Below are 20,245 nucleotides of genomic sequence, written 5' to 3' on the forward strand. Positions count from 1 at the left end.
GTTACTTTATAGATTTTTCCACTAGTTAATCCTGTTATTTCTTTATCTCCTGCTGTTGCTCCAGCTACTGAGCCTGAACCTATTATTACTTTATCTACTACTGATGCTACATATTCTTCCACTTTATATGTTTTTCCATTTTCTAATCCTGTTATTGATGTTCCTGTTAATGCTGCTTTATCTGCTTCTTCTCCCAATGTTCCATCTGCTTTAGTATATTTTACATTTCCATCCATTGTTACTTTATAGATTTTTCCACTAGTTAATCCTGTTATTTCTTTATCTCCTGCTGTTGCTCCAGCTACTGAACCTGAGCCTATTATTACTTCTGTTGATTTAGCTGGTACTACTACATCTATTTCTGCTGTATCTGCTGTTTTTCCGCTTGATGTTTGTGTTACTGTAAATACTAATTTTACTGTTGTATTTACACTTGGTGGCACTATTGTTCCATTTTTATCTACAACTGCCTCATTATCTGAAGTCTTTATTGCTATTGTATATCCACTTGATACTGATGGCATAGTTAATTTAGTTGCATCTTTTGCTGGTGCAACTATACTTGTTATTTTTGCTGCCTCTTTATTTACTGCTGTTTGTAATTCTTCATCTGATGATTTAGCTGGTACTACTACACCTATTTCTTTAGTATCTGCTGTTTTTCCACTTGATGTATGTGTTACTGTAAATACTAGTTTCACTGTTGTTGCTGTATTTTGTGGTACTATTGTTCCATCTTTCTTTATAACATTTTCGTTGCTTGATGATTTTATTGCTATTGTATATCCACTTGATACTGATGGCATAGTTAATTTAGTTGCATCTTTTGCTGGGGCAGCTACACTTGTTATTTTTGCAGCCTCTTTATTTACTGCTGTTTGATTTTGGTTAGAAGAACTTCCTCCACTACTACTTCCTCCTGAAGAACCTCCACTTGAAGAACTTCCTCCTGATGAGTTAGAACCTGGATTATTTCCACTTATCGATGGAGAATTATCTCCCTTAACAGTACTTATTGTACCCTTATTATCTATAGTAGTTCCTTTAGAATTATTTGTAACTGTAGTTATCTTACCACCGTTATTTACTTTTACTTGACTTGCTCCAGATGCTACTGTTAAACTACCAATCTCACCTTTTGAATTATTTTCTATCTTAGCTCCATTTTTATCATTAACTTTTAAGTTAGTTATTTTTCCATAGTTAACAAAAGTTCCATCTTTAACATCATCTATAATTACATCATCTACTTTTGCATAGTTATTTACATCCCCATTAGGCATGTTGATAGTTACAGTCTTTGTATATGTACCATTTAAGTTCACTGTTACTGCTTTGTCAGTTTGTATTGTAAATGCTTCTTTAACTTCACTAGTTGGTTTAAAGTTTATAACATCATTAGCAGTTGCTTTATCTACAGCTGATTTTAATTCAGCAATTGTTTTAGCCTCAACTGTACTTACTTCTTGTAATGATTTCATTTCATTAAATGCTGTTTCATTACCATTTCCACCAACCTTAGTTATTTTATCAAAACTCTTAGAGTTAACTAAAGTTTTTTGTGAAGCTGATAGATTTTTTCCAACTAAAACTACTGGGGATTGATTTTTAGCACCTAGTACACCTACTGCTAATGCATCTATAAGTTGGTCTTGTTTAGCCATACCATCTTTAGTTACATATGCATTTTTTAAATCTGTCTTTTTATAGAATTCTTTTACTACTTTTGCATTTGTATCATTTCTATCTGTTCCACCTAATCTTGTACTATTTGGTAGTTTATTTTTTACAGCTTCAGAAACTGAACTTTCCCCACCTACTACATAAGATTGAGTTATTCCTGCATCTTTTATAAATTTATCTGCAACTGCTGTTCCATTTTTAGAATCAGCAAGTATTACTGGCATATTATTTTGTGCAGCTGGAGCACCCACGCTTACTGCATCTGCAAGCCCTTTTTCACCATTAACTACAGCTATTTTCTTAACATCACTTACTGCATCTAATCTTTTTGCTAACTCTAAAGATGTTTGGTATCTCTCTGCACCAGATATTCTTTCAAAAGATATTTTTAAATCTTTTATTTGTTTTTCTATATTTGCACTTAATACAGAAGTTCCACCTATTAAATATACTTTCTTAGCTTTTAATCTTTGTAACTCTGCTTTTGTCTTATCATTTAATTTATCTTTACCTGTTAAAAGTATAGGAGCATTTTTTGCCTTTGCAAATGGTGTTGCAGAAAGAGCATCTGCTATAGATGAATCATTTACTATTACTACCTCATCAGCATTTTTCCATCCATCTTGACTTATTTTTACAGCAGTTTCATATCTCTCTTGTCCTGTTAAATTTGTTGCTACTGTTTGCGCACTAGCTATACCTGCTGTAGAACTTCCAGCTATCATAGTAACTGTAAGCATAGCAGCAATCTTCTTTGGTATTTTCATTATATTTCCCCCTTGTCCATTAGTAGTACCTAATTGCTTTTTTTGTTACCGTTTTAATTCTAAGAGATACTTAATGCCTAACTTTAAAGAGGTTTTCTAACTATAATGATTTCATAATTAATATATAATTTACTTATTATTTTCTTATATTATAGTTATTATAAAGGAATACGTAGATTTTCTAATTGCTTGAAAAATTAGTAAATTTAAATTTTAAGGTGAATTTGATTTTTATGCTGATGAATTGTAGTAAAAAAGTAGATTTTATGTAAAAAAAGTAGCTCTTAGAATTAAAAGTGCTACTTGTTTTATAAATAAATTTCATCATTTATACTTATGATTATATATTAATTAACCAATTTTATCCATATGAAAAGCAAATTAATTTGATGTTTTTTAAATTATTTTTTATATTTATATTTTATTTTGTTGTATTTTTATGAGACAATATAAAAATAATATAAAACTTATATAAAGATAATATAAAACTCTATCTTTCCATCATAAATTTCAACCTTATATCTAAAATTATTTTCTTCAAGTATAGTCTTGACTATTGTAAGACCAAGACCAGTACCTGAAAGTTCTTTGCTTCTTGACTTCTCTAAGACATAAAAAGGCTTCCATATATTATCAATATCATCTTCTCTATCATAATCTATTCCATTTTTTATAGATAAAATAATCTTATCCTTATCTCTAAAAAGATTAATCTCTATCTCATTATCACTAGTATACTTTATCGAATTACTAATCAAATTATTAAGTACCATATCTATACTATCTTTATCAGAATTTATTATAAGATTTTTATCTTCTATATCACACTTAACACTTATATTATCCTTAGATATCAATAATTCATAATTTTTTAAATTCTTAAGCAGTCTTTCCTTTAAATCTACTTCACACAAACTAACTTCTTTTTTCTCATATTTAGCCCAATATAAAAGGGTATTTATTGTATTAGACATATTTTCTGCCTGTTCAATTATTGTATCTGTATAAGTACCATCATCCAAGCCATCTTTCATACCTATAGCGTATGCTTTTATAAGTGCTATTGGAGTTTTCATTTCATGAGATGCATCAGATATAAAAGACTTCAAATTTTCATTCCTTTTATTTAATTCATTGTGTGCCTTTTCAAGCTTTACACTCATTATATTTATGCTATAAGCTAACTCTTCTATTTCATCGTTCGTTTTTATAGCCTCAGTTCTAAATTTTAACTCAGATATATCCTTAGATAAAAGCTTTAATTTTTCCATAGGCCTTATAATTCTGTTTGAAAGTATAAATGTAAGTATAGTTATTATAATTACTGAAAATATCCCCATTATTATATTAAATCTATTTACTATACCAATTGTTTCTTCTGAATGTTCTATTGGTATAGATATAGCAAATAAATAATTATCCTTTTTCATAAACTTTACTAGTAGACTATATTTGGTTTTTCCTTGATTATATATTTTATTAATACTTTTATTGTCAATATCATTTAAAACACTTCCTTCAATCCAAAATTTATTTAAGCTCAAACCTTTATTCCAAAAGGCATCTAGTAAATCTTCATTTATTTTATCTATGCTATTTTTATCTTTGTAATTTTTATCTAATGTTACATATACAATGGCTGTATTGCTTTTTTCTTCAATTAATTCAATATTTGACTTTAATTTATTCATATCCTTATGTTTTATTTCATTTTCAATGTTATTCAATACATTTCTTTTTTCATGTAAATAATACCTATGAATAAACATACTATTTATAGCTATAGATATTATATAAACGACTACAACTACTATTGATATACTTATAGATAACTTCTTATTTAGTTTAGTCATCAAAATCCTCCAGACTATATCCTAATCCTCTGTAAGTTTTTATTATATCTTCTCCTACTTTTGTTCTAAGTCTTCTTATATGAGTATCTACTGTTCTAAAATCTCCATCATAATCCAATCCCCATACTAAATCTAAAAGTCTTTCCCTAGATAACACTATTCCTTTGTTATTGACTAAACAATGAATTAATTCCAATTCTTTTTTAGTCAATAGTAGTTCATCATTACCTTTAAAAACTTTATTTGACTCAAAATCTATTTTTAAATCTTTTATATTAATTGTATCTTTATAATTTACCAATTTCTTAGCCCTTATTATTAAAACTCTAGGGTCAAATGGCTTTTTAACATATTCATCTGCTCCTATATTGAGTGCCTCTATTTCATCTTCGCTTTGACTTTTAGCTGTCAACATAAGTACCTTTGTATTACTATTTTCTTTTATCTCTTTACAAACCCCTATTCCATCAATTACTGGCATCATCCAGTCCAGTATTGCTAAGTCTATTTTATTTTCATAAAAAACATTTAAAGCTTCTTCCCCATTTTTTGCAGTAAATACATTGAAGCCTTCTTTTTTAAAATAAGCACAAAGTATCTTAATCATACTCACTTCATCATCAGCAATTAATATATTCATATATTCACATCCCTAAAATTATTATATTTCATATTATATCCATTGTTTCAATTATATAAAATATATGTTACAGGAAGTTTACAATTATTACTAAAGCCCAATATAAAATACAGTACAGATAAGCTTTAATACTAAGTCTATAAATAAAAAAGTACCTCATTTACAATTAAAAAATCATTTTGAGATACCTTTTACAAAATTATATATTCTACATAGCTTATCTAAGCTTAAATCTTAATCTATTGAAAATCTAATTTACCCTAATTACTATTGTATTTTATAGATATAGCCAATTTATCTAAAATCCTCATTAATACATCATATGCATTTATTTAAAATAATCCTAATATACCTGTAATAGCACCTACCACTATCAATATACCCATTATTTTTATTGGAGAAAGACCTTTCTTTAAAGCTAAAAGCACTAACAAAGTAAGTACCAAAGGAATTAATCCAGGAAATATCTTATCAAGTAAATCTGTCTGAAGACTAAATTTAAAATCTCCACTAGTATAACTTATTGGTGTAGATAAATTAATAAATCTACCTACAAGTCCGCCCATAACTAAAGTCCCTAGTATAGAAGCACCTTCTATAACTTTATTTACTATTCCACCCTGAAGTATACTTTCAACAGCTTTTTTACCATACTTATAACCATTTGTCCACATTCCAAATGAAATTGAAGTCATTATTATATATTGAGCTAATACAAATAATATCGGTCCTGCAATTGATGCTCCTCCCTCAGTTAAACCAATACAAACAGCTAATACTATAGGTGTTATAACTCCTTGAGTTAAAGTATCTCCAATCCCTGCCAATGGTCCCATCAAACCTGTCTTTATGGCATTCATACCATCACCACTTATTTCATCTGCTCCATTAGCTTTTTCTTCTTCCATAGCTATTGTTATTCCATGTATAACACATCCACATATAGGCTCTGTATTAAAAAATGCCAAGTGAGTTTCTACTTCTTGCTTTAACTCTTCTTTATCTGGATATAGTTTTTTAAGTACTGGTAACATTGAATGTGAAAATGCTGTTGATTGTAATCTTTCATAATTGTAGTTGGATTGTGCAAAGAAAAACCATCTTAGCCATGACTTTATCACATCTTTTTTGCTTAACGTTTTCTTAGCTACTTCACTTTTTGTATTTGACATAATATTTTCCCCTTTCTTATATATTTAAGATGTTGCACCATCTTTTCCATATTTAATTGAAGTAATTGTAAGAGCAAGTATTACTCCAATAACAGATATTACTATTATATCTACTTTAAAATAAACAGCCATTAATATACCTAATATGAAAAATGGCATAGTAAACTTATTTCCAATTAATTTTAAGTTCATAGCAATTCCTAGTGCTGGTAACATAGCTCCAATTACATTGAATACATGTAATACATTATCATTCATTACTTCTAACATTCCATCTATTGCATTTGGCCCAAAATAAACAACTAATAACGCTGGTATAAAACTCATTACAAACAATAGTATCTGAGGTGGAACTATATTTATAAATGCTACTTTATCTATATTCCCTTTTTGCACCTCTCTATCTGCCCAGTGTGCAAAAAAAGAATTTACTGTCATTTTACCTATCCAAAGCACAGTTGCAACAGTACCTAACGGAACAGCTATTGCCATTGCAGTACTTACATCTAAATTAGATGCTATAGCTAAAGCAGTACCCACATATCCTGCAAAAGCTGGGTCTCCCATTTGAGCCCCTCCTGCTGATATGAATCCTAAATATATCATATTTATACCTGCACCTATAATTGCTCCTTGAACTGGGTCTCCTAGTATAATTCCTGTTACAAATCCAGCTAATAAAGGTCTATTCCATGTAAAAAATCCAACATAAGTTAGCCATGGACTCCAAGAAAGATAATAAAAAATTGCTATTAAAACTGCTTGAATTAGTGAAATTTGCATGTTCTTCCTCCTTATTTACTTTTAAATATTTACAAAATAGGCCTTACAATAATGTTCCTACATCAATTTTCTTTGCATCTGGAACTATTTGTATAAAACATTTAACATCTTTTGATATTAATTCCTTAAATATTTCTTTCTCTTCATCTGATACTGATATATTTTTATAAAAACTTTTTCTTCCAAGACCAGCTCCCATACCCCCAACATTTAACTCTTTTAAATCTACTCCATTATTTACTAGACCCAAAACAGTTTTAGGATATTTAACTAATACTATTAAATTCTCATCTCCATCATATGATTTTAAAACCTCAGCACCTGATTTTATATCATGCACTTCAACCTTAACAGTTGAAGGTGCTGCCATTTGTAAGACTTGAACTATAAAAGGGTCTTTTACAACTAAATCATCTACTATTACTATTCTCTTTGCTGATGTAATCTTGCACCAAGCAGTGATAACTTGCCCATGTATTAACCTATCATCAATTCTTGTTAATGCTATATTGCTCATAATAATTCCTCCAAAATTTTAATTTATTTTATATCTTTAAAGCTGCTTTTACATCCTTAATTCCTGAAACTCCAACTTCTTCACATAAACTTTTTAAATCTTTTAACTTCATAGTATCTCTGTTTAAAAACAGTTCTAAAAGCATAGGCAAATTTACACCTGTTAAACATTCCAATTCACAGACCTTAGCAAATTTGTTTATTATAACAGCAGATGTATTGAAAGGAGTTCCTCCATAAAAATCAAGTAATACTAAAATACCTTCATCTTTATATTTTTCAATTCCATTTTCTAATTTTCTACTAAACTCATCTATACTGTCACCATGGTTTAATCCTAAAGTTTCTACTTTTTCTTGTTTCCCTACTATTAATTCAGCACTTTCTAACATTGCTTTAGCCATATTCCCATGTGCAGCTATAATTATTCCTGCCATATGAATCATACCTCTCTTAACTTTTTTATATACACTATAAATTACTATCTTTATTACTCTACCTTAATTAGCCACATTAACCATTATCTTACCAAAGAAAATATCTCTTTTGTATATTTTTTCAAAATAATCTGGCACTTCATCTAAATTTATTCTGTGTGTCACCAATTTTTCAACATTCATGTCACCTTTTTGCATATGATACAAGCCAGCACTCCATTCTTTTCCTGGAAATGGAAATGAATTTCCAAACCAAGTTCCTTTCACAGTTAGCTCACTTCTCACTATCTTTTCAAATTGTTCTCTGCTTAAAGCTACATCTCCATATGGTACTCCTGCATAAAGTACTGTCCCACCTTTTTTAGCTAATAACAATACCTGACCACATGTCATTGGAGTCCCTGCTGATTCAATAACAATGTCTGCTCCAGCTCCATTAGTTAATTTTTTTATCTCTTCTACAATATTTTTTTCTTTTGCATTTATACAAATATCTGCTCCTAATTCCTTCGCTAATTCTAATTTCTCATCAAATACATCTATAGCCACTATTTTTGTAGAACCAAATATTTTTGCCCATTGTATTGAAAACAAGCCTATTGGTCCTGTTCCAAGTACTACAACAGTATCTCCCACCTTAGTTTCTGACCTAAAAAGTCCATGTCCTGCTATACACACTGGCTCTAAAGCAGCAGCCGTTTCATAACTTATTTCTTCTGGTATTTTTATTAAATTTCTCTCCTTTACCTTTGTGTATTCAGCAAAACATCCTCCAAGCTCTTTATTTCCTATTATTGCTACATTGTTACATCTTGAATACAGCCCTTTTTTACATTCATCACACTCAAAACATGGCATGGCTGGACAAACAGCAACTCTATCTCCTATTTTAAAATCTTTTACTTCTATACCAACTTCTGCTACCTCTCCTGAAAATTCATGACCTAAGATTTCTCCAACCATATGAGGGCCTGTCTTTGAGTATTTCGATATATCAGAGCCACATATCCCAGCAACTTTTACTTTAACTATTACATCATCTTTTTCTAATATTTTAGGTATATCTGCATTCTCGACTCTTGTATCTCTTACACCATAGAACTTAACTGACTTCACATTAACCACCTCTATTTTTTATTTTATTTAGATATATACTCATCTTTTTTATGTAAAATATATAAAGCAATTTTTATGCCAATATTTGTAAATATAGGTTTCATGCCATTTATCATACTATTATTATATGTGTGTCAAAGTGTGTCAAAAAAATTTCCTACAAAAACTTATGTGTGTTAATACAAATGACACTCACTTTCTTTCTTGGCACTTTTCTAAACTTTTTTATAAAATGTACTTTTTTTGTTATTTTTGTAAAAATGTTCGGAAAAATTCTCTATTTTTGTGATATAATATTAAATGTAAGGCATCAATATAAATTTTTATACGAATACCAGAACTTTTTTGACACTAATGCCTTATTCAATATAATAATTTAATATTTTGGAGGTTGTTTATGAAAAAAGTGTATCAAGGAAAGACTAAAGATGTTTTTGAATTAGATAATGGAAATTGCTTACTTAAATTTAAGGATGATGTAACTGGCAAAGATGGTGTATTCGATCCAGGTGAAAATACTGTAGGGCTAAGCATAGATGGAATTGGTAAGGCTAATTTAGAAACATCTGTTAAGTTCTTTGAAATTCTAAACAATGCTGGAATTAAAACTCATTATGTAAGTGCTAATTTAGAAGATGCAACTATGGAAGTGTTACCAGCAAAAGTTTTTGGTAATGGATTAGAAGTTATTTGTCGTTATAGAGCTGTTGGTAGTTTCTTACGTCGTTATGGTTCATGTGTTGAAGAAGGAGCTAAGTTAGATTGTTATGTAGAAGCAACTTTAAAAGATGATGACCGTTGTGACCCACTTATAACATCTGAAGGTTTAGAAGCTTTAAATATTATGACTCAAGCTCAATTCGATTCAATGAAGAGTATGACTCAAAAAATTTCTAACATAGTTCGTGATACTATAGCTGAAAAAGGACTTGAACTTTATGATATTAAGTTTGAATTTGGATTCTACAATAATGAAGTAATATTAATAGATGAGATAGCATCTGGAAATATGCGTGTTTATAAAGATGGTGTAATAGTTGACCCTATGGATTTAACTGCTTTATTATTAGCAAAATAATTATACAGAATATATACATATAATTTTCAAATACAAATCTAATAAACTTATAAATAAAAATAAGCTATGAAGCAGAAATTCTATAAAATGTTAATTACTTTAAAACATTTTATAATTTCTAAGTTCATAGCTTTTTATTTTGTTGTTAAAATATTTTAGTTTATATACTCTATAACTATCATCTCCTACTATTTATCGTAATTCATACTTATTAGTTGGTAGATAATAATTTCAATCCTACAATCCCCACTACAATAAGACCTATACATAAAATTCTAGCCATATTAACTGGTTCATTTAAAAGAGCAATTCCTACAATAGCAGTTCCAACTGTACCAATTCCAGTCCATATGGCATATGATGTTCCAAGTGGAAGATGTTTAAGTGCTAATGATAAAAAATAAAAACTAACAATCATCCCGACAACAGTAAGTATACTTGGAGTCAACTTAGAAAATCCATGTGAATTTTTTAATTGGAATGCCCAAAAAACTTCAAATAGTCCTGCAATAAATAAAAATAACCATTTCATAAAATCATCCCTCTTTTCAAATAATATATCTCTTTTTTAGCAATAAAATAACCTGAGAAATATTATAAAATATCTCCCAGGTTTTTATCCTTCCGTGTTCACAACAAAATTATGTTGTGGGTTTTATCTTGGACCAGACCAATCATTAATAATTGCGGAACCCTATAAAACTCTAGTATTATTTTATTGTCTTTAAAATAATACTATCAACATAGGTAAAAAAAGTCAATATAGTGATATGATATAAATTATAAGAGTATAAATTAAAATATATATCTATAGTAATTTGTACTCTTCAGTTGTATAACATACTCAACTTACATATTTTGTATTTATATCTAATTTTTATTTAATATGTTATAATAACATAAAAATATCGAAAGGAGTAATTTTTATGAATTCCTACAAAATTGCAGTATGTCAGATGATGACTACAGAAAATAAGATTGAAAATATTAATCATGCTGTAGAAATGGTAACAGAAGCTGCCAATAATGGAGCTAAAATTGTGGTTTTACCAGAAATGTTTAACTGCCCATATGAAAATAAATACTTTCCTAAATTTGCTGAAGAATATCCAGGTGAAACAACAAATACATTGAGTAAACTAGCTGAAAAACATGGAATTTATCTAATTTCTGGTAGTATTCCAGAATTAGAAGATAACAAAATCTATAATACTTGTTATGTATTTGATAAAAGTGGAACTTTAATTGGAAAACATCGCAAAATGCACTTATTTGACATTGAAGTTACAGGAAAAGTTAGCTTTAAAGAATCTGATACTCTTACTGCTGGAAATGATGTTACTATAATAGATACTGAATATGGAAAAATGGGTATTGCTATTTGCTATGATATTCGTTTCCCTGAATTATCACGTTTGATGGCTCTTGAAGGTGCAGAAATCGTTATCTTGCCAGCAGCATTTAATATGACAACTGGACCTGCACATTGGGAATTATCTATCAGAATGCGTGCTTTAGATAATCAAGTATTCTATGTTGGTGCTGCACCTGCTCGAAATAAAGATGCTTCTTACATAGCTTTTGGTAATTCAAGAATTTCAGACCCTTGGGGAAAAATTATCGCTCAGGCTGATGAAAAAGAATGCATTATCTATGCTGATATTGATAGAGATTTAATTCCTAATATAAGACAACAATTGCCATTACTTAAACATAGAAGAACAGACTTATATGAACTTAATATTTTAAAATAAAAAATTATATGACCCCGTAAATTAATTATTTAAAATGTTTATGGGGTTTTTATTATTGTAATTATACCAACTACTCTTAATTACTAATTGGTTACTAGTAGCTATTACCTTTATTAAATATCCTTATTTTTCTCACTTATCATCTCTTCCAACTTTATGTGTGGATTCTGGTATCTCTTTTTATTTTTAGTTACATCTTTCCATTGAATTGCTTGCTTAGGACACCAATGTACACATGCTAAACAATGTTCACAATTGTGTAAAAACTTCGGTCTGCCCTCCTCAATATCTATATTATTTACAGGACATACTTTTGAACAAATACCACATTCTATACAGCTATCTTCAACTGAAAAATGGCTATCTTGATTTGCACAAGATGAAATATATTTTTTATAAAACTTTTTGTATATAAAATTTGTTCTGCCAATTTTATTATTTTTCTTATTTACAATATCTTCTGACACTTCATTAACCTTGATTTCTGCTTTTCTAAGTAAATTGTCAATTTTTTTATCATCTTTTATTTTAAACTCACAAATGTAATTAGAAACCATCTGTATCCTTGAACCTAGATTTAGTCCATGACCCTTCTCTTTCAACAAAGCATCCACATCATAAATTGCGCTTCCACCTATCACGCCTCCACAAGTTACTACAGCAAAAATATATGGTTTATCACTTTTAATATTTAAATTTTCCAATAATTAGACACTTGATTTATTTAGTATATAAAAATATACTGATTTTAATCACTAAAAATAGCATGTTTTTATGTAGATTTAATAATTTGAGAAATTATTGAGATTTTTATACTAAAATAAAAGTTGTTTAAAAAGTTTTATTTAGAAAGGAGAATTTTTATGAACAGTAAAATACTCGTCGTAGATGATGAAGAAGGTATCATCACTTTATTAAAGGATTATTTTGAAATAAATGATTATGAAGTTTACACTGCCCATAATGGAAAAGAAGCACTAGAAAAAATATCTAAAAATCCAGACATTATTCTACTTGATATAAACATGCCTGAAATAGATGGAATTGAAGTTTGCAGTAGAATTAGAGATTATATATCATGCCCTATTTTGTTTTTAACAGCTAAAATTGAAAACACTGATAAACTTAATGGTTTTCGTGTTGGTGCTGACGATTATATTGTAAAACCTTTTGATTTAGAAGAACTTGGTGCAAGAGTTTCTGCTCACTTAAGACGTGAACAAAGAAAATCAAATCACACTAAAGTCAAATTTTATAAAGATTTAGTAATAGATTATGAAGAAAGGTCAATTTCTATTGATAATAATCAAGTTTCACTTTCGAAAAAAGAATTTAATATCGTAGAACTTCTCTCTACGAATCCTGGTCAAGTATTTGATAGGGAGAGGATTTATGATAGAATATGGGGCTATGATAACAATGGAAATAGTGATGTTATAATGGAACATATCAGAAAAATACGAATTAAATTATCAAAATATACCCTTGAAAATTACATAGAAACGATATGGGGAGCTGGTTACAAATGGATAAAATAAAAAATATGTCATTAAAAAAATCTTTTTTCTTTCTCACTCTATCTTCATTAATTATAGCATCAGTACTTACAACTATCTCATACATTTTACTTAATTATATATATCACTCTATACAAGACAAATATTTACAAACTCCCTTATACACAGAAACTATAACCATAATGCAAAATAATATAAATCAATACAGCGATTTTGATAAAGTGTTGATTAATATTATTAGTACACTTCAGCTTGTACTCCCACTTGTATTTTTTATAGGGCTTCTATTATTGGCTGATATAATTTTTTATAAGGTAAAATTAAAGACACCTATTGAAATACTTAATAAAGGAGCAAATGAAATATCCAATAATAACTTAGATTTTTACTTAGAATATAAGAGTAATGACGAATTAGGTAATCTGTGCAATGCTTTCGAGAAAATGAGGTACCAACTAAATAAAAATAATATAAAAATGTGGACCATGATAGATGATAGAAAACAACTTAATGCTGCTTTTTCTCATGATTTAAGAAATCCCCTAACAGTTCTAAAAGGATACTCAGACTATTTAACAAAATACATACCAACAGGAAAACTTAGTGATAAAAAAATTTTATCAACTACACAACTTATGTCTGAACATATTGACAGAATTGAATACTATGTAAATAGTATGAGTAATGCTCAACGATTAGAAGACATAGTTATTACAAAAACTATATTGAATATAAATGATTTTATAGAAAATTTAGATAGTAATATATCTATTTTATCAAAGCAAACTGGAAAATCTTTTAAACTTACAAATAAGGTAGACAATATAAACATATTATTTGATGAAAATATTATTCATAGAGTTATTGAAAATATAATATCAAACGCATTTAGATATGCAAAAAATAAAGTATCTATACTTATATACCTTGAGCAAGAATTCCTTATTTTTGTAATTGATGACGATGGTGTGGGATTTAGTGAAGAATCTCTCAAATCAGCATTAAAACCTTTTTATAAAGATAAAACTTTAAATAATAACAACTCAAATTTTGGCATGGGTCTTTATATATCTAAAGTATTATGTGAAAAACATGGAGGTTCTATTTTTATTGAAAATAATTTAATTGGTAGTGCTAAAATTACAATAAAGTTCTCAACAAAAGACTAGAGATACTTTAATTTTTAATCTGGATTTATCTGGATTTATCTGGATTTATCTGGATTTCCTTGTATAAAACATAATAAACTTTTAAGCTTTATTAACATGCACCCTATAAAAGTAGCTAATTAATAAAAGATAAAATCTTAAACATAAATATATTCTTTTTATCTAGAATTTACTTCTATTTATATGAAAAGTTGAGAAAAAATTGAGTTTTATAACTTACACTCTTCTTATACAAAAAAGGAGTGTGTTTTTATGATTATAAAAGCAAAACAATTATCAAAAATATATGGTTCTAATAACAACAAAGTTATTGCACTAAACAATATTGATTTAGAAATAAATACAGGTGAATTTGTTTCTATCATTGGACCTTCTGGAAGTGGAAAAAGTACACTTTTACATATCTTAAGTGGATTGGATAGTCCTACATCTGGCCAAGTATTACTTGATGGGAAAGACATGTATAAATATAGTGAAAAGGAACTTTCCACTCTTAGAAGAAAATGTTTTGGATTTGTATTTCAACAGTTTAATCTATTGCCTGTTTTGACAGCTTCAGAAAATATTTCAATGCCTGTATTATTAGATAAAAGACAACCTGACAAAAAATACTTAGATGAAATTTCATCATTGCTTAGAATCTCAGATAGATTGCATCATCTTCCACATGAACTCTCAGGAGGTCAGCAACAAAGAGTTGCCACTGCTAGAGCATTAATTGCAAAGCCAAATGTAATATTTGCTGATGAACCTACAGGAAACTTAGACAGCAAAAGTGGTAGTGAAGTTATGAATCTTCTTATTAAAACATCAAAGCAATTTAAAAAGACTCTAGTAGTAATAACTCATGATGATAGGATTGCAAAGCTTGCTGACAGACAGCTTTCAATAATTGATGGTATACTTATGGAGGTGAAATAGTAATGAAAAATTACCTTTCACTTTCAATAAAAGAGTTAAAAAACCAAAAACTTATGACTACATTAATTATTATTGCAATAATGATGTCGACTATAATGACAACTGTAGTAGGTCAATCAATTGGTATACTTCAAAATTTAAGAACTGAACAAGCTCGCTCTTTTAATGGTGATAGACATGTATCCTTTCACCAGCTTAATAAAACTCAAGTTGATACACTAAAAAAAGATAATAGAATCTATCAAGCTGGTCTTTCAACAACACTTGGCACTAGTAAAATAAAGAATACAGGTATCTCTATACTTGTAAAAGAATACGATAAGGTAGGACTTTCCAACTATCCAAAACTAATGAAATTAAAGTCTGGAAATCTTCCTAAAAATAAAAATGAGATTGCCTTAGATGAAAATACCTTACAGCTTATGGGAATAAAACCAAAGCTTGGTATGACTATTCCTATGGATTTAAATATCTCACTTTTAAATGATACAGAACAGCCCTATAGTTATAAAACCAATTTTAAACTAATTGGTATTTTAGAAAATGACTATACAGGCTATGCAAGTGGAATAGTAAATAGTGTTGTAGGTAAAGGTACATCAGAAAAACTATTACCTAAAAGATATACTTTATCATCATTGGATTTTAAAATAAAGCAACAAAATAAATTTCAAGAAATTGTAAATCAATTAGCTAGAAAAGTCAATATTCCCCGTAGTTCAATTCAATACAACTGGGTTTATTTAAATACATTAGGAATTAACTTTGAAGGAGATAAAAACAGTTCCAATAGTGACAGCATATCTATAATTATAGTAATATCTTTATTTGTTGCACTATTAGTACTACTGGCCTCTGGACTTGTAATCTATAATATTTTAAAAATTTCTGTTACAAAGAAAATTAAAGAGTATGGATGTTTAAGAGCAATTGGAGCTGAACCAAAGCAACTATATAAAATTATTATTTTACAAATTTTATTTTTATGTTCTATTGCTATACCTATTGGAGCCATAATTGGAATTGTTTCTTCTGAAAGTATAGCTAAAATGATTACAAATATCTTAAATCCAGATATATTTTTAGTAAATAATACTAAAGAAATGACTGAACTTATACATAAAATTTCAACAGGCTACTTAATACCACTATTATTAAGCGTTGGTATTTCACTAGTATTTTCATTTGTTGCGGCTTTACCATCAGCAATATATGCTTCACATGTTTCTCCTAAAATTGCTATGGCTGGTAACACTACCAAAATCAAAAGAAAAATTAAAATTAAACGAGAAAAACCAATCAAAAACTTCGAAAGACATCTAGCATGGCTAAACCTAAAAAGAAATAAAGGTAGAACTATAATCACTATACTATCATTATTTATGAGTATAACAGTATTTGTTGCACTGAGTGAATTTTCTAATGTATTAGATGTATCCAAATCGGTTAGCGACCTAAAAAAAGGAGATTTTTCTTTAACAAATGAAGTTCCTGGCTTTGATAAATCTACACTTGATAAAATAGTTAACATGAAAAATATCAATCGTACCTCTTTTATCAAATACTCTGAATATAAACAAGGAGAAATAAATACAGATATTAACTTTGAAAATGGTTCTGAAATGTTAAAAGTTATTGGAATTGATGAGCAAACTCTTAAAGAATTAATACCTTCTATCACAGATTCTTTATTAGAGGATTTCAAAAATGGTTCTCTATGCCTTATAAAAAATCCAATTGCTATTTCTACACCAGATACAAAATTTAAGGCTACAAACCTAAAAACAAAGGATAATATTACAATTAATAAAAAACAATTAAAAGTATATAATACTGTAGATAAAATGATTAATTTACAAGGTAGTGGTTGGTTAAATGGTATTGATGTTATTGTATATGATACTGTATATGACACCCTAACAAATAAAGATAGATTCAGTCAGATAAATGTTTATGCTAAAGATAAATCAAATTTAGAAGAAGTAAAGTTATCTATTGAACAAATTTGTAAAAACAATCCAGGCTCTCGTTGGATATCGTACATTGAATCAGACAACCAACTTAAAGAAAGTTTTAAACAAATACAATTTTTAGCATGGGCCATTATACTATTTGTAGGATTGATTGGCACTTTAAACATTATTAACACAACTCATACAAACATTAATACTAGAATTAATGAAATTGGAGTTAAGAGAGCTATTGGTATGAGTAACAGTAGTTTATACAAAATGTTTTTATGGGAAGGTTGCTATTATGGAATATTTGCTGCTATATTTGGTTCAATTGCAGGATATGCCAGTGCTGTTATAATAAACATTGCTACTATAGAAAAAATTGATTTTACTAATATCCCAATTATTTAGATTTCACAAGCTACACTTGTTGCTATAATTGCATGTATTATAGCTACTCTTATTCCGTTAAGAAAAATTAAAAAAATGGATATTATTGACTGTATAGATATTATAGAATGATAATAATAGATTAATATCTACAAATAAAACATAATAAATTATCTTTTTCAAATTATAATTCTATAGCTTTTTTGATTATATATCTTTAAGACCACAAATATTGGTATCGCCTTTATTTATGGTCTTTTTTATGTTTTCATTTAGTGTATATTTACATATGCTCTCATATCTTGATATATTTTAGAGTTTAGAAGTAGCAAATTAGTAAAAATAGTATATGAGTTTAATACAATTTGTAAAATCAAACACTTTTTATAAAAATCACATTAATTGACTTTTAAATCCACAGTTATGTACTTCTTTTGATTTTCTACAGTCTGTCCTCCAGTAATATAATGAACATCTGTATCTTCTGTGCAATTTATAATGCTGTCAAAGTATATAGGTAAACTTGCTGAAAACAAAAAACTCTTACCTTGCTGAATTTGAAAATGGATATGTGGCTCACTTGTATTTCCGCTATTTCCACACCTTGCTATTTGCTGTCCTTGCTTTATAAAATCACCTACACTGACTATAAAGCTATCTTTTTTTAAATGTGCTATTGTGCTGTATTCATTTGATGAATGCTTAATCACAATATAATTTCCCCTTATATCCGAAGCAGAGCATTGTACTTCTACTTTATTAGAAATAGGAGTGTCTTCAAAACTATTCTTAATTTCCACTACAATACCATCGGCAGGTGCTATAACAGGTTGATTGTAACAAAAATAATCAGTTACAGAAGTTCTGTTGTTGGAATATGATTTTCCCTTTCTTTCTATAACAAAGTCATAAGCATATCGTTGATTACATATTCCCCAAGAGTGTGAGTTTTCTTTGTCAATTCCTCCATTTGCAACAAGCCATCTTCCATTGAATGGAAGAATATAACCATTCACTGTTTTGTGATTGTAGACATTAGGTAATCGAAATAGATTTCTCAAGTAAATAATTGGTATCCCTATTAACATACCAATGTTTTGAAAAAGAAATTTTAAGTCTTTTACTTCTTGCATATCATCATCACATTTTAATACTAAAATAAGCGATAAAATAAACTCTAAAATAGCAAGTAAGAAAAATAAATAAAAAAGTTCCAACAATTTAATATTTAATATTGTACCAACAATTCCAATACAGCCCATCCAGTACATTTTCTTTATGATTTTAATAGCCTTTTGCACAGAAAGCCAACCCCTTATATATTCCAATTATATTAGTCATATATTACCATATATAGTATTATAAAGTCATTTCTTTTATGCTTTAAGTAAAAATATTTACAAAAAAATAAAGTTGCCAAAGTAAAATTAGATAGAGTTGCCAATTTTACTTTGGCAACTCTATCTAATTTTATATTTATAAGTTATACTTATAAGCTTTACTGTATGTAAATTAACTATACTAAATTTACTCTACCTAATTTAAAGTATTTATTAATCTATAAGATTATATTTCTTTAGACATCTAACATAATTTGCTACTAGATAATAATTATTTATATCATCTTCATCTAATCCTTTAAATACAGTTATTTCATCAGTAAGTTCACTACTCCCTTCCACAAAAACACAGCCTGTTTCAAATTCCATACCCACAACAATAGAACAAGCACTATAAACTTCTTCCTGATTTTCATATAAAGTCTTTGCGTTTCCTTCATTTTGAATTGTAAATACAATAGGTTTTAATTCTTTATTGCTCGGTATCTTTTTTGAAAAAGGTTTATTTAACTTAATATTATTAATGACTACATTGTTAAATTCTTCCGAAGCTTCTTCTTTTAGTGTATATTTTTGTTTTAAATATTCTATTAATTCTAAAATAGACTTAGAATTTACATTTAAAGTACTTCTATATTTTTCATATACAGATTTCCATTCTCTAAATTTTTGTTGTGATATTTCCTGTGTATCTGTATTTATTTTTTCTTCTGGCATTTTTTTCATATAAAATCTCCGTCCCATCTTTATGTAATCTTATTGATACATTTCATTTAAAAACCTTAATTTATTAATTTTAATATTTATATCCTACTTCTAAAAACTTTACAAGTCAATGTAATTTTGCTATCTTTGGTTTATAACAGTTTAGAATTAATTTCTTTTATAATGGTAATAGATTAATATTATTTAATAAACATGACATTCTGTTGTCATGTTTATTGTGCTATTATATTTTTAAAATTCTTTTGCTTTACAATTACTTTTTATAGTATTTAAGGCTTAAAATTAAGGAGTTGTAATTAGAAAATAAAAATATATTTAAATATAATCAAATATAGTATAATATAATCACATAAAGGTGTGATTATATGAGTAAACATTATAAACCTAAAGAATTTGCAGAATTATTAAATATGTCAGTTATAACTCTG

18 protein-coding genes and 1 riboswitch are annotated in these 20,245 nt (G+C 28.0%); of the genes, 6 read left to right on the forward strand and 12 right to left on the reverse strand.

What is annotated here, in order from left to right; translation table 11 throughout:
* From KGF46_RS19050 to KGF46_RS20455, 8 genes are all read right to left on the reverse strand, one after another.
* Positions 1-2,450 (reverse strand): cell wall-binding repeat-containing protein (locus tag KGF46_RS19050; RefSeq protein ID WP_227862237.1); only part of this gene is annotated, 2,450 nt, incomplete at its 3' end.
* A 467-nt stretch (positions 2,451-2,917) separates the two neighbouring features.
* Positions 2,918-4,303 (reverse strand): sensor histidine kinase, encoded by a 1,386-nt coding sequence (locus tag KGF46_RS19055; protein ID WP_227854909.1) that lies wholly within the window; start codon positions 4,301-4,303, stop codon positions 2,918-2,920.
* Complete coding sequence (locus KGF46_RS19060) at positions 4,296-4,943, reverse strand: response regulator transcription factor (protein ID WP_227830403.1); 648 nt, start codon at positions 4,941-4,943, stop codon at positions 4,296-4,298. Before KGF46_RS19060 ends, KGF46_RS19055 begins: the two co-directional genes overlap by 8 nt.
* Positions 4,944-5,275: 332 nt before the next feature.
* Positions 5,276-6,115 carry a PTS system mannose/fructose/sorbose family transporter subunit IID gene (locus tag KGF46_RS19065; protein ID WP_227830402.1) on the reverse strand — a complete coding sequence of 280 codons (840 nt, stop codon included), beginning with the start codon at positions 6,113-6,115 and terminating at the stop codon, positions 5,276-5,278.
* A gap of 24 nt (positions 6,116-6,139) precedes the next feature.
* Positions 6,140-6,898: a PTS mannose/fructose/sorbose/N-acetylgalactosamine transporter subunit IIC gene (locus KGF46_RS19070; protein WP_227435258.1), complete on the reverse strand. Its 759-nt coding sequence runs from the start codon at positions 6,896-6,898 to the stop codon at positions 6,140-6,142.
* 43 nt (positions 6,899-6,941) lie between these two features.
* Complete coding sequence (locus KGF46_RS19075) at positions 6,942-7,415, reverse strand: PTS system mannose/fructose/N-acetylgalactosamine-transporter subunit IIB (RefSeq protein ID WP_227850890.1); 474 nt, start codon at positions 7,413-7,415, stop codon at positions 6,942-6,944.
* Positions 7,416-7,443: 28 nt separating this feature from the next.
* Entirely contained in the window at positions 7,444-7,860 is a 417-nt protein-coding gene (locus KGF46_RS19080) for a PTS sugar transporter subunit IIA (protein ID WP_413841605.1), read from the reverse strand.
* A 54-nt stretch (positions 7,861-7,914) separates the two neighbouring features.
* Complete coding sequence (locus KGF46_RS20455; RefSeq protein ID WP_227830399.1) at positions 7,915-8,967, reverse strand: galactitol-1-phosphate 5-dehydrogenase; 1,053 nt, start codon at positions 8,965-8,967, stop codon at positions 7,915-7,917.
* A gap of 397 nt (positions 8,968-9,364) precedes the next feature.
* Here KGF46_RS20455 and KGF46_RS19090 point away from each other — a divergent pair, with 397 nt between their 5' ends.
* Positions 9,365-10,045: a phosphoribosylaminoimidazolesuccinocarboxamide synthase gene (locus tag KGF46_RS19090; protein ID WP_227830398.1), complete on the forward strand. Its 681-nt coding sequence runs from the start codon at positions 9,365-9,367 to the stop codon at positions 10,043-10,045.
* Between the two features lie 211 nt (positions 10,046-10,256).
* On the opposite strand, the gene sugE is transcribed toward KGF46_RS19090, so the two are convergent.
* Positions 10,257-10,577 carry a quaternary ammonium compound efflux SMR transporter SugE gene (gene sugE, locus KGF46_RS19095; RefSeq protein WP_227830397.1) on the reverse strand — a complete coding sequence of 107 codons (321 nt, stop codon included), beginning with the start codon at positions 10,575-10,577 and terminating at the stop codon, positions 10,257-10,259.
* A 71-nt stretch (positions 10,578-10,648) separates the two neighbouring features.
* Positions 10,649-10,754, reverse strand: a riboswitch (guanidine-I (ykkC/yxkD leader).
* Between the two features lie 217 nt (positions 10,755-10,971).
* Here sugE and KGF46_RS19100 point away from each other — a divergent pair.
* Positions 10,972-11,799 carry a carbon-nitrogen hydrolase family protein gene (locus tag KGF46_RS19100; RefSeq protein ID WP_227843064.1) on the forward strand — a complete coding sequence of 276 codons (828 nt, stop codon included), beginning with the start codon at positions 10,972-10,974 and terminating at the stop codon, positions 11,797-11,799.
* A gap of 113 nt (positions 11,800-11,912) precedes the next feature.
* Here the strand turns inward: KGF46_RS19100 and KGF46_RS19105 are convergent, their stop codons facing one another.
* Positions 11,913-12,503: an EFR1 family ferrodoxin gene (locus KGF46_RS19105; RefSeq protein ID WP_227862238.1), complete on the reverse strand. Its 591-nt coding sequence runs from the start codon at positions 12,501-12,503 to the stop codon at positions 11,913-11,915.
* A gap of 159 nt (positions 12,504-12,662) precedes the next feature.
* On the opposite strand from KGF46_RS19105, the gene KGF46_RS19110 reads away from it, so the two are divergent.
* From KGF46_RS19110 to KGF46_RS19125, 4 genes are all read left to right on the forward strand, one after another.
* Entirely contained in the window at positions 12,663-13,337 is a 675-nt protein-coding gene (locus tag KGF46_RS19110) for a response regulator transcription factor (protein WP_227843066.1), read from the forward strand.
* Positions 13,325-14,485, forward strand: a complete 1,161-nt coding sequence (locus tag KGF46_RS19115) for a sensor histidine kinase (protein ID WP_227862239.1) — start codon at positions 13,325-13,327, stop codon at positions 14,483-14,485. Before KGF46_RS19110 ends, KGF46_RS19115 begins: the two co-directional genes overlap by 13 nt.
* Before the next feature lie 252 nt (positions 14,486-14,737).
* Positions 14,738-15,406: an ABC transporter ATP-binding protein gene (locus KGF46_RS19120; RefSeq protein ID WP_227830392.1), complete on the forward strand. Its 669-nt coding sequence runs from the start codon at positions 14,738-14,740 to the stop codon at positions 15,404-15,406.
* Between the two features lie 2 nt (positions 15,407-15,408).
* Positions 15,409-17,772 carry an FtsX-like permease family protein gene (locus KGF46_RS19125; RefSeq protein WP_227861598.1) on the forward strand — a complete coding sequence of 788 codons (2,364 nt, stop codon included), beginning with the start codon at positions 15,409-15,411 and terminating at the stop codon, positions 17,770-17,772.
* A gap of 377 nt (positions 17,773-18,149) precedes the next feature.
* Here the strand turns inward: KGF46_RS19125 and KGF46_RS19130 are convergent, their stop codons facing one another.
* Positions 18,150-19,052, reverse strand: coding sequence for a M23 family metallopeptidase (locus KGF46_RS19130; protein ID WP_227830389.1), 903 nt, complete (start codon positions 19,050-19,052; stop codon positions 18,150-18,152).
* Between the two features lie 252 nt (positions 19,053-19,304).
* Positions 19,305-19,817 carry a hypothetical protein gene (locus tag KGF46_RS19135; protein WP_227857107.1) on the reverse strand — a complete coding sequence of 171 codons (513 nt, stop codon included), beginning with the start codon at positions 19,815-19,817 and terminating at the stop codon, positions 19,305-19,307.
* Positions 19,818-20,245: the final 428 nt, after the last annotated feature.

Origin of the sequence: Clostridioides sp. ZZV14-6153 (assembly GCF_020657855.1) — a bacterium.
Taxonomy (GTDB): Bacteria; Bacillota; Clostridia; order Peptostreptococcales; family Peptostreptococcaceae; genus Clostridioides.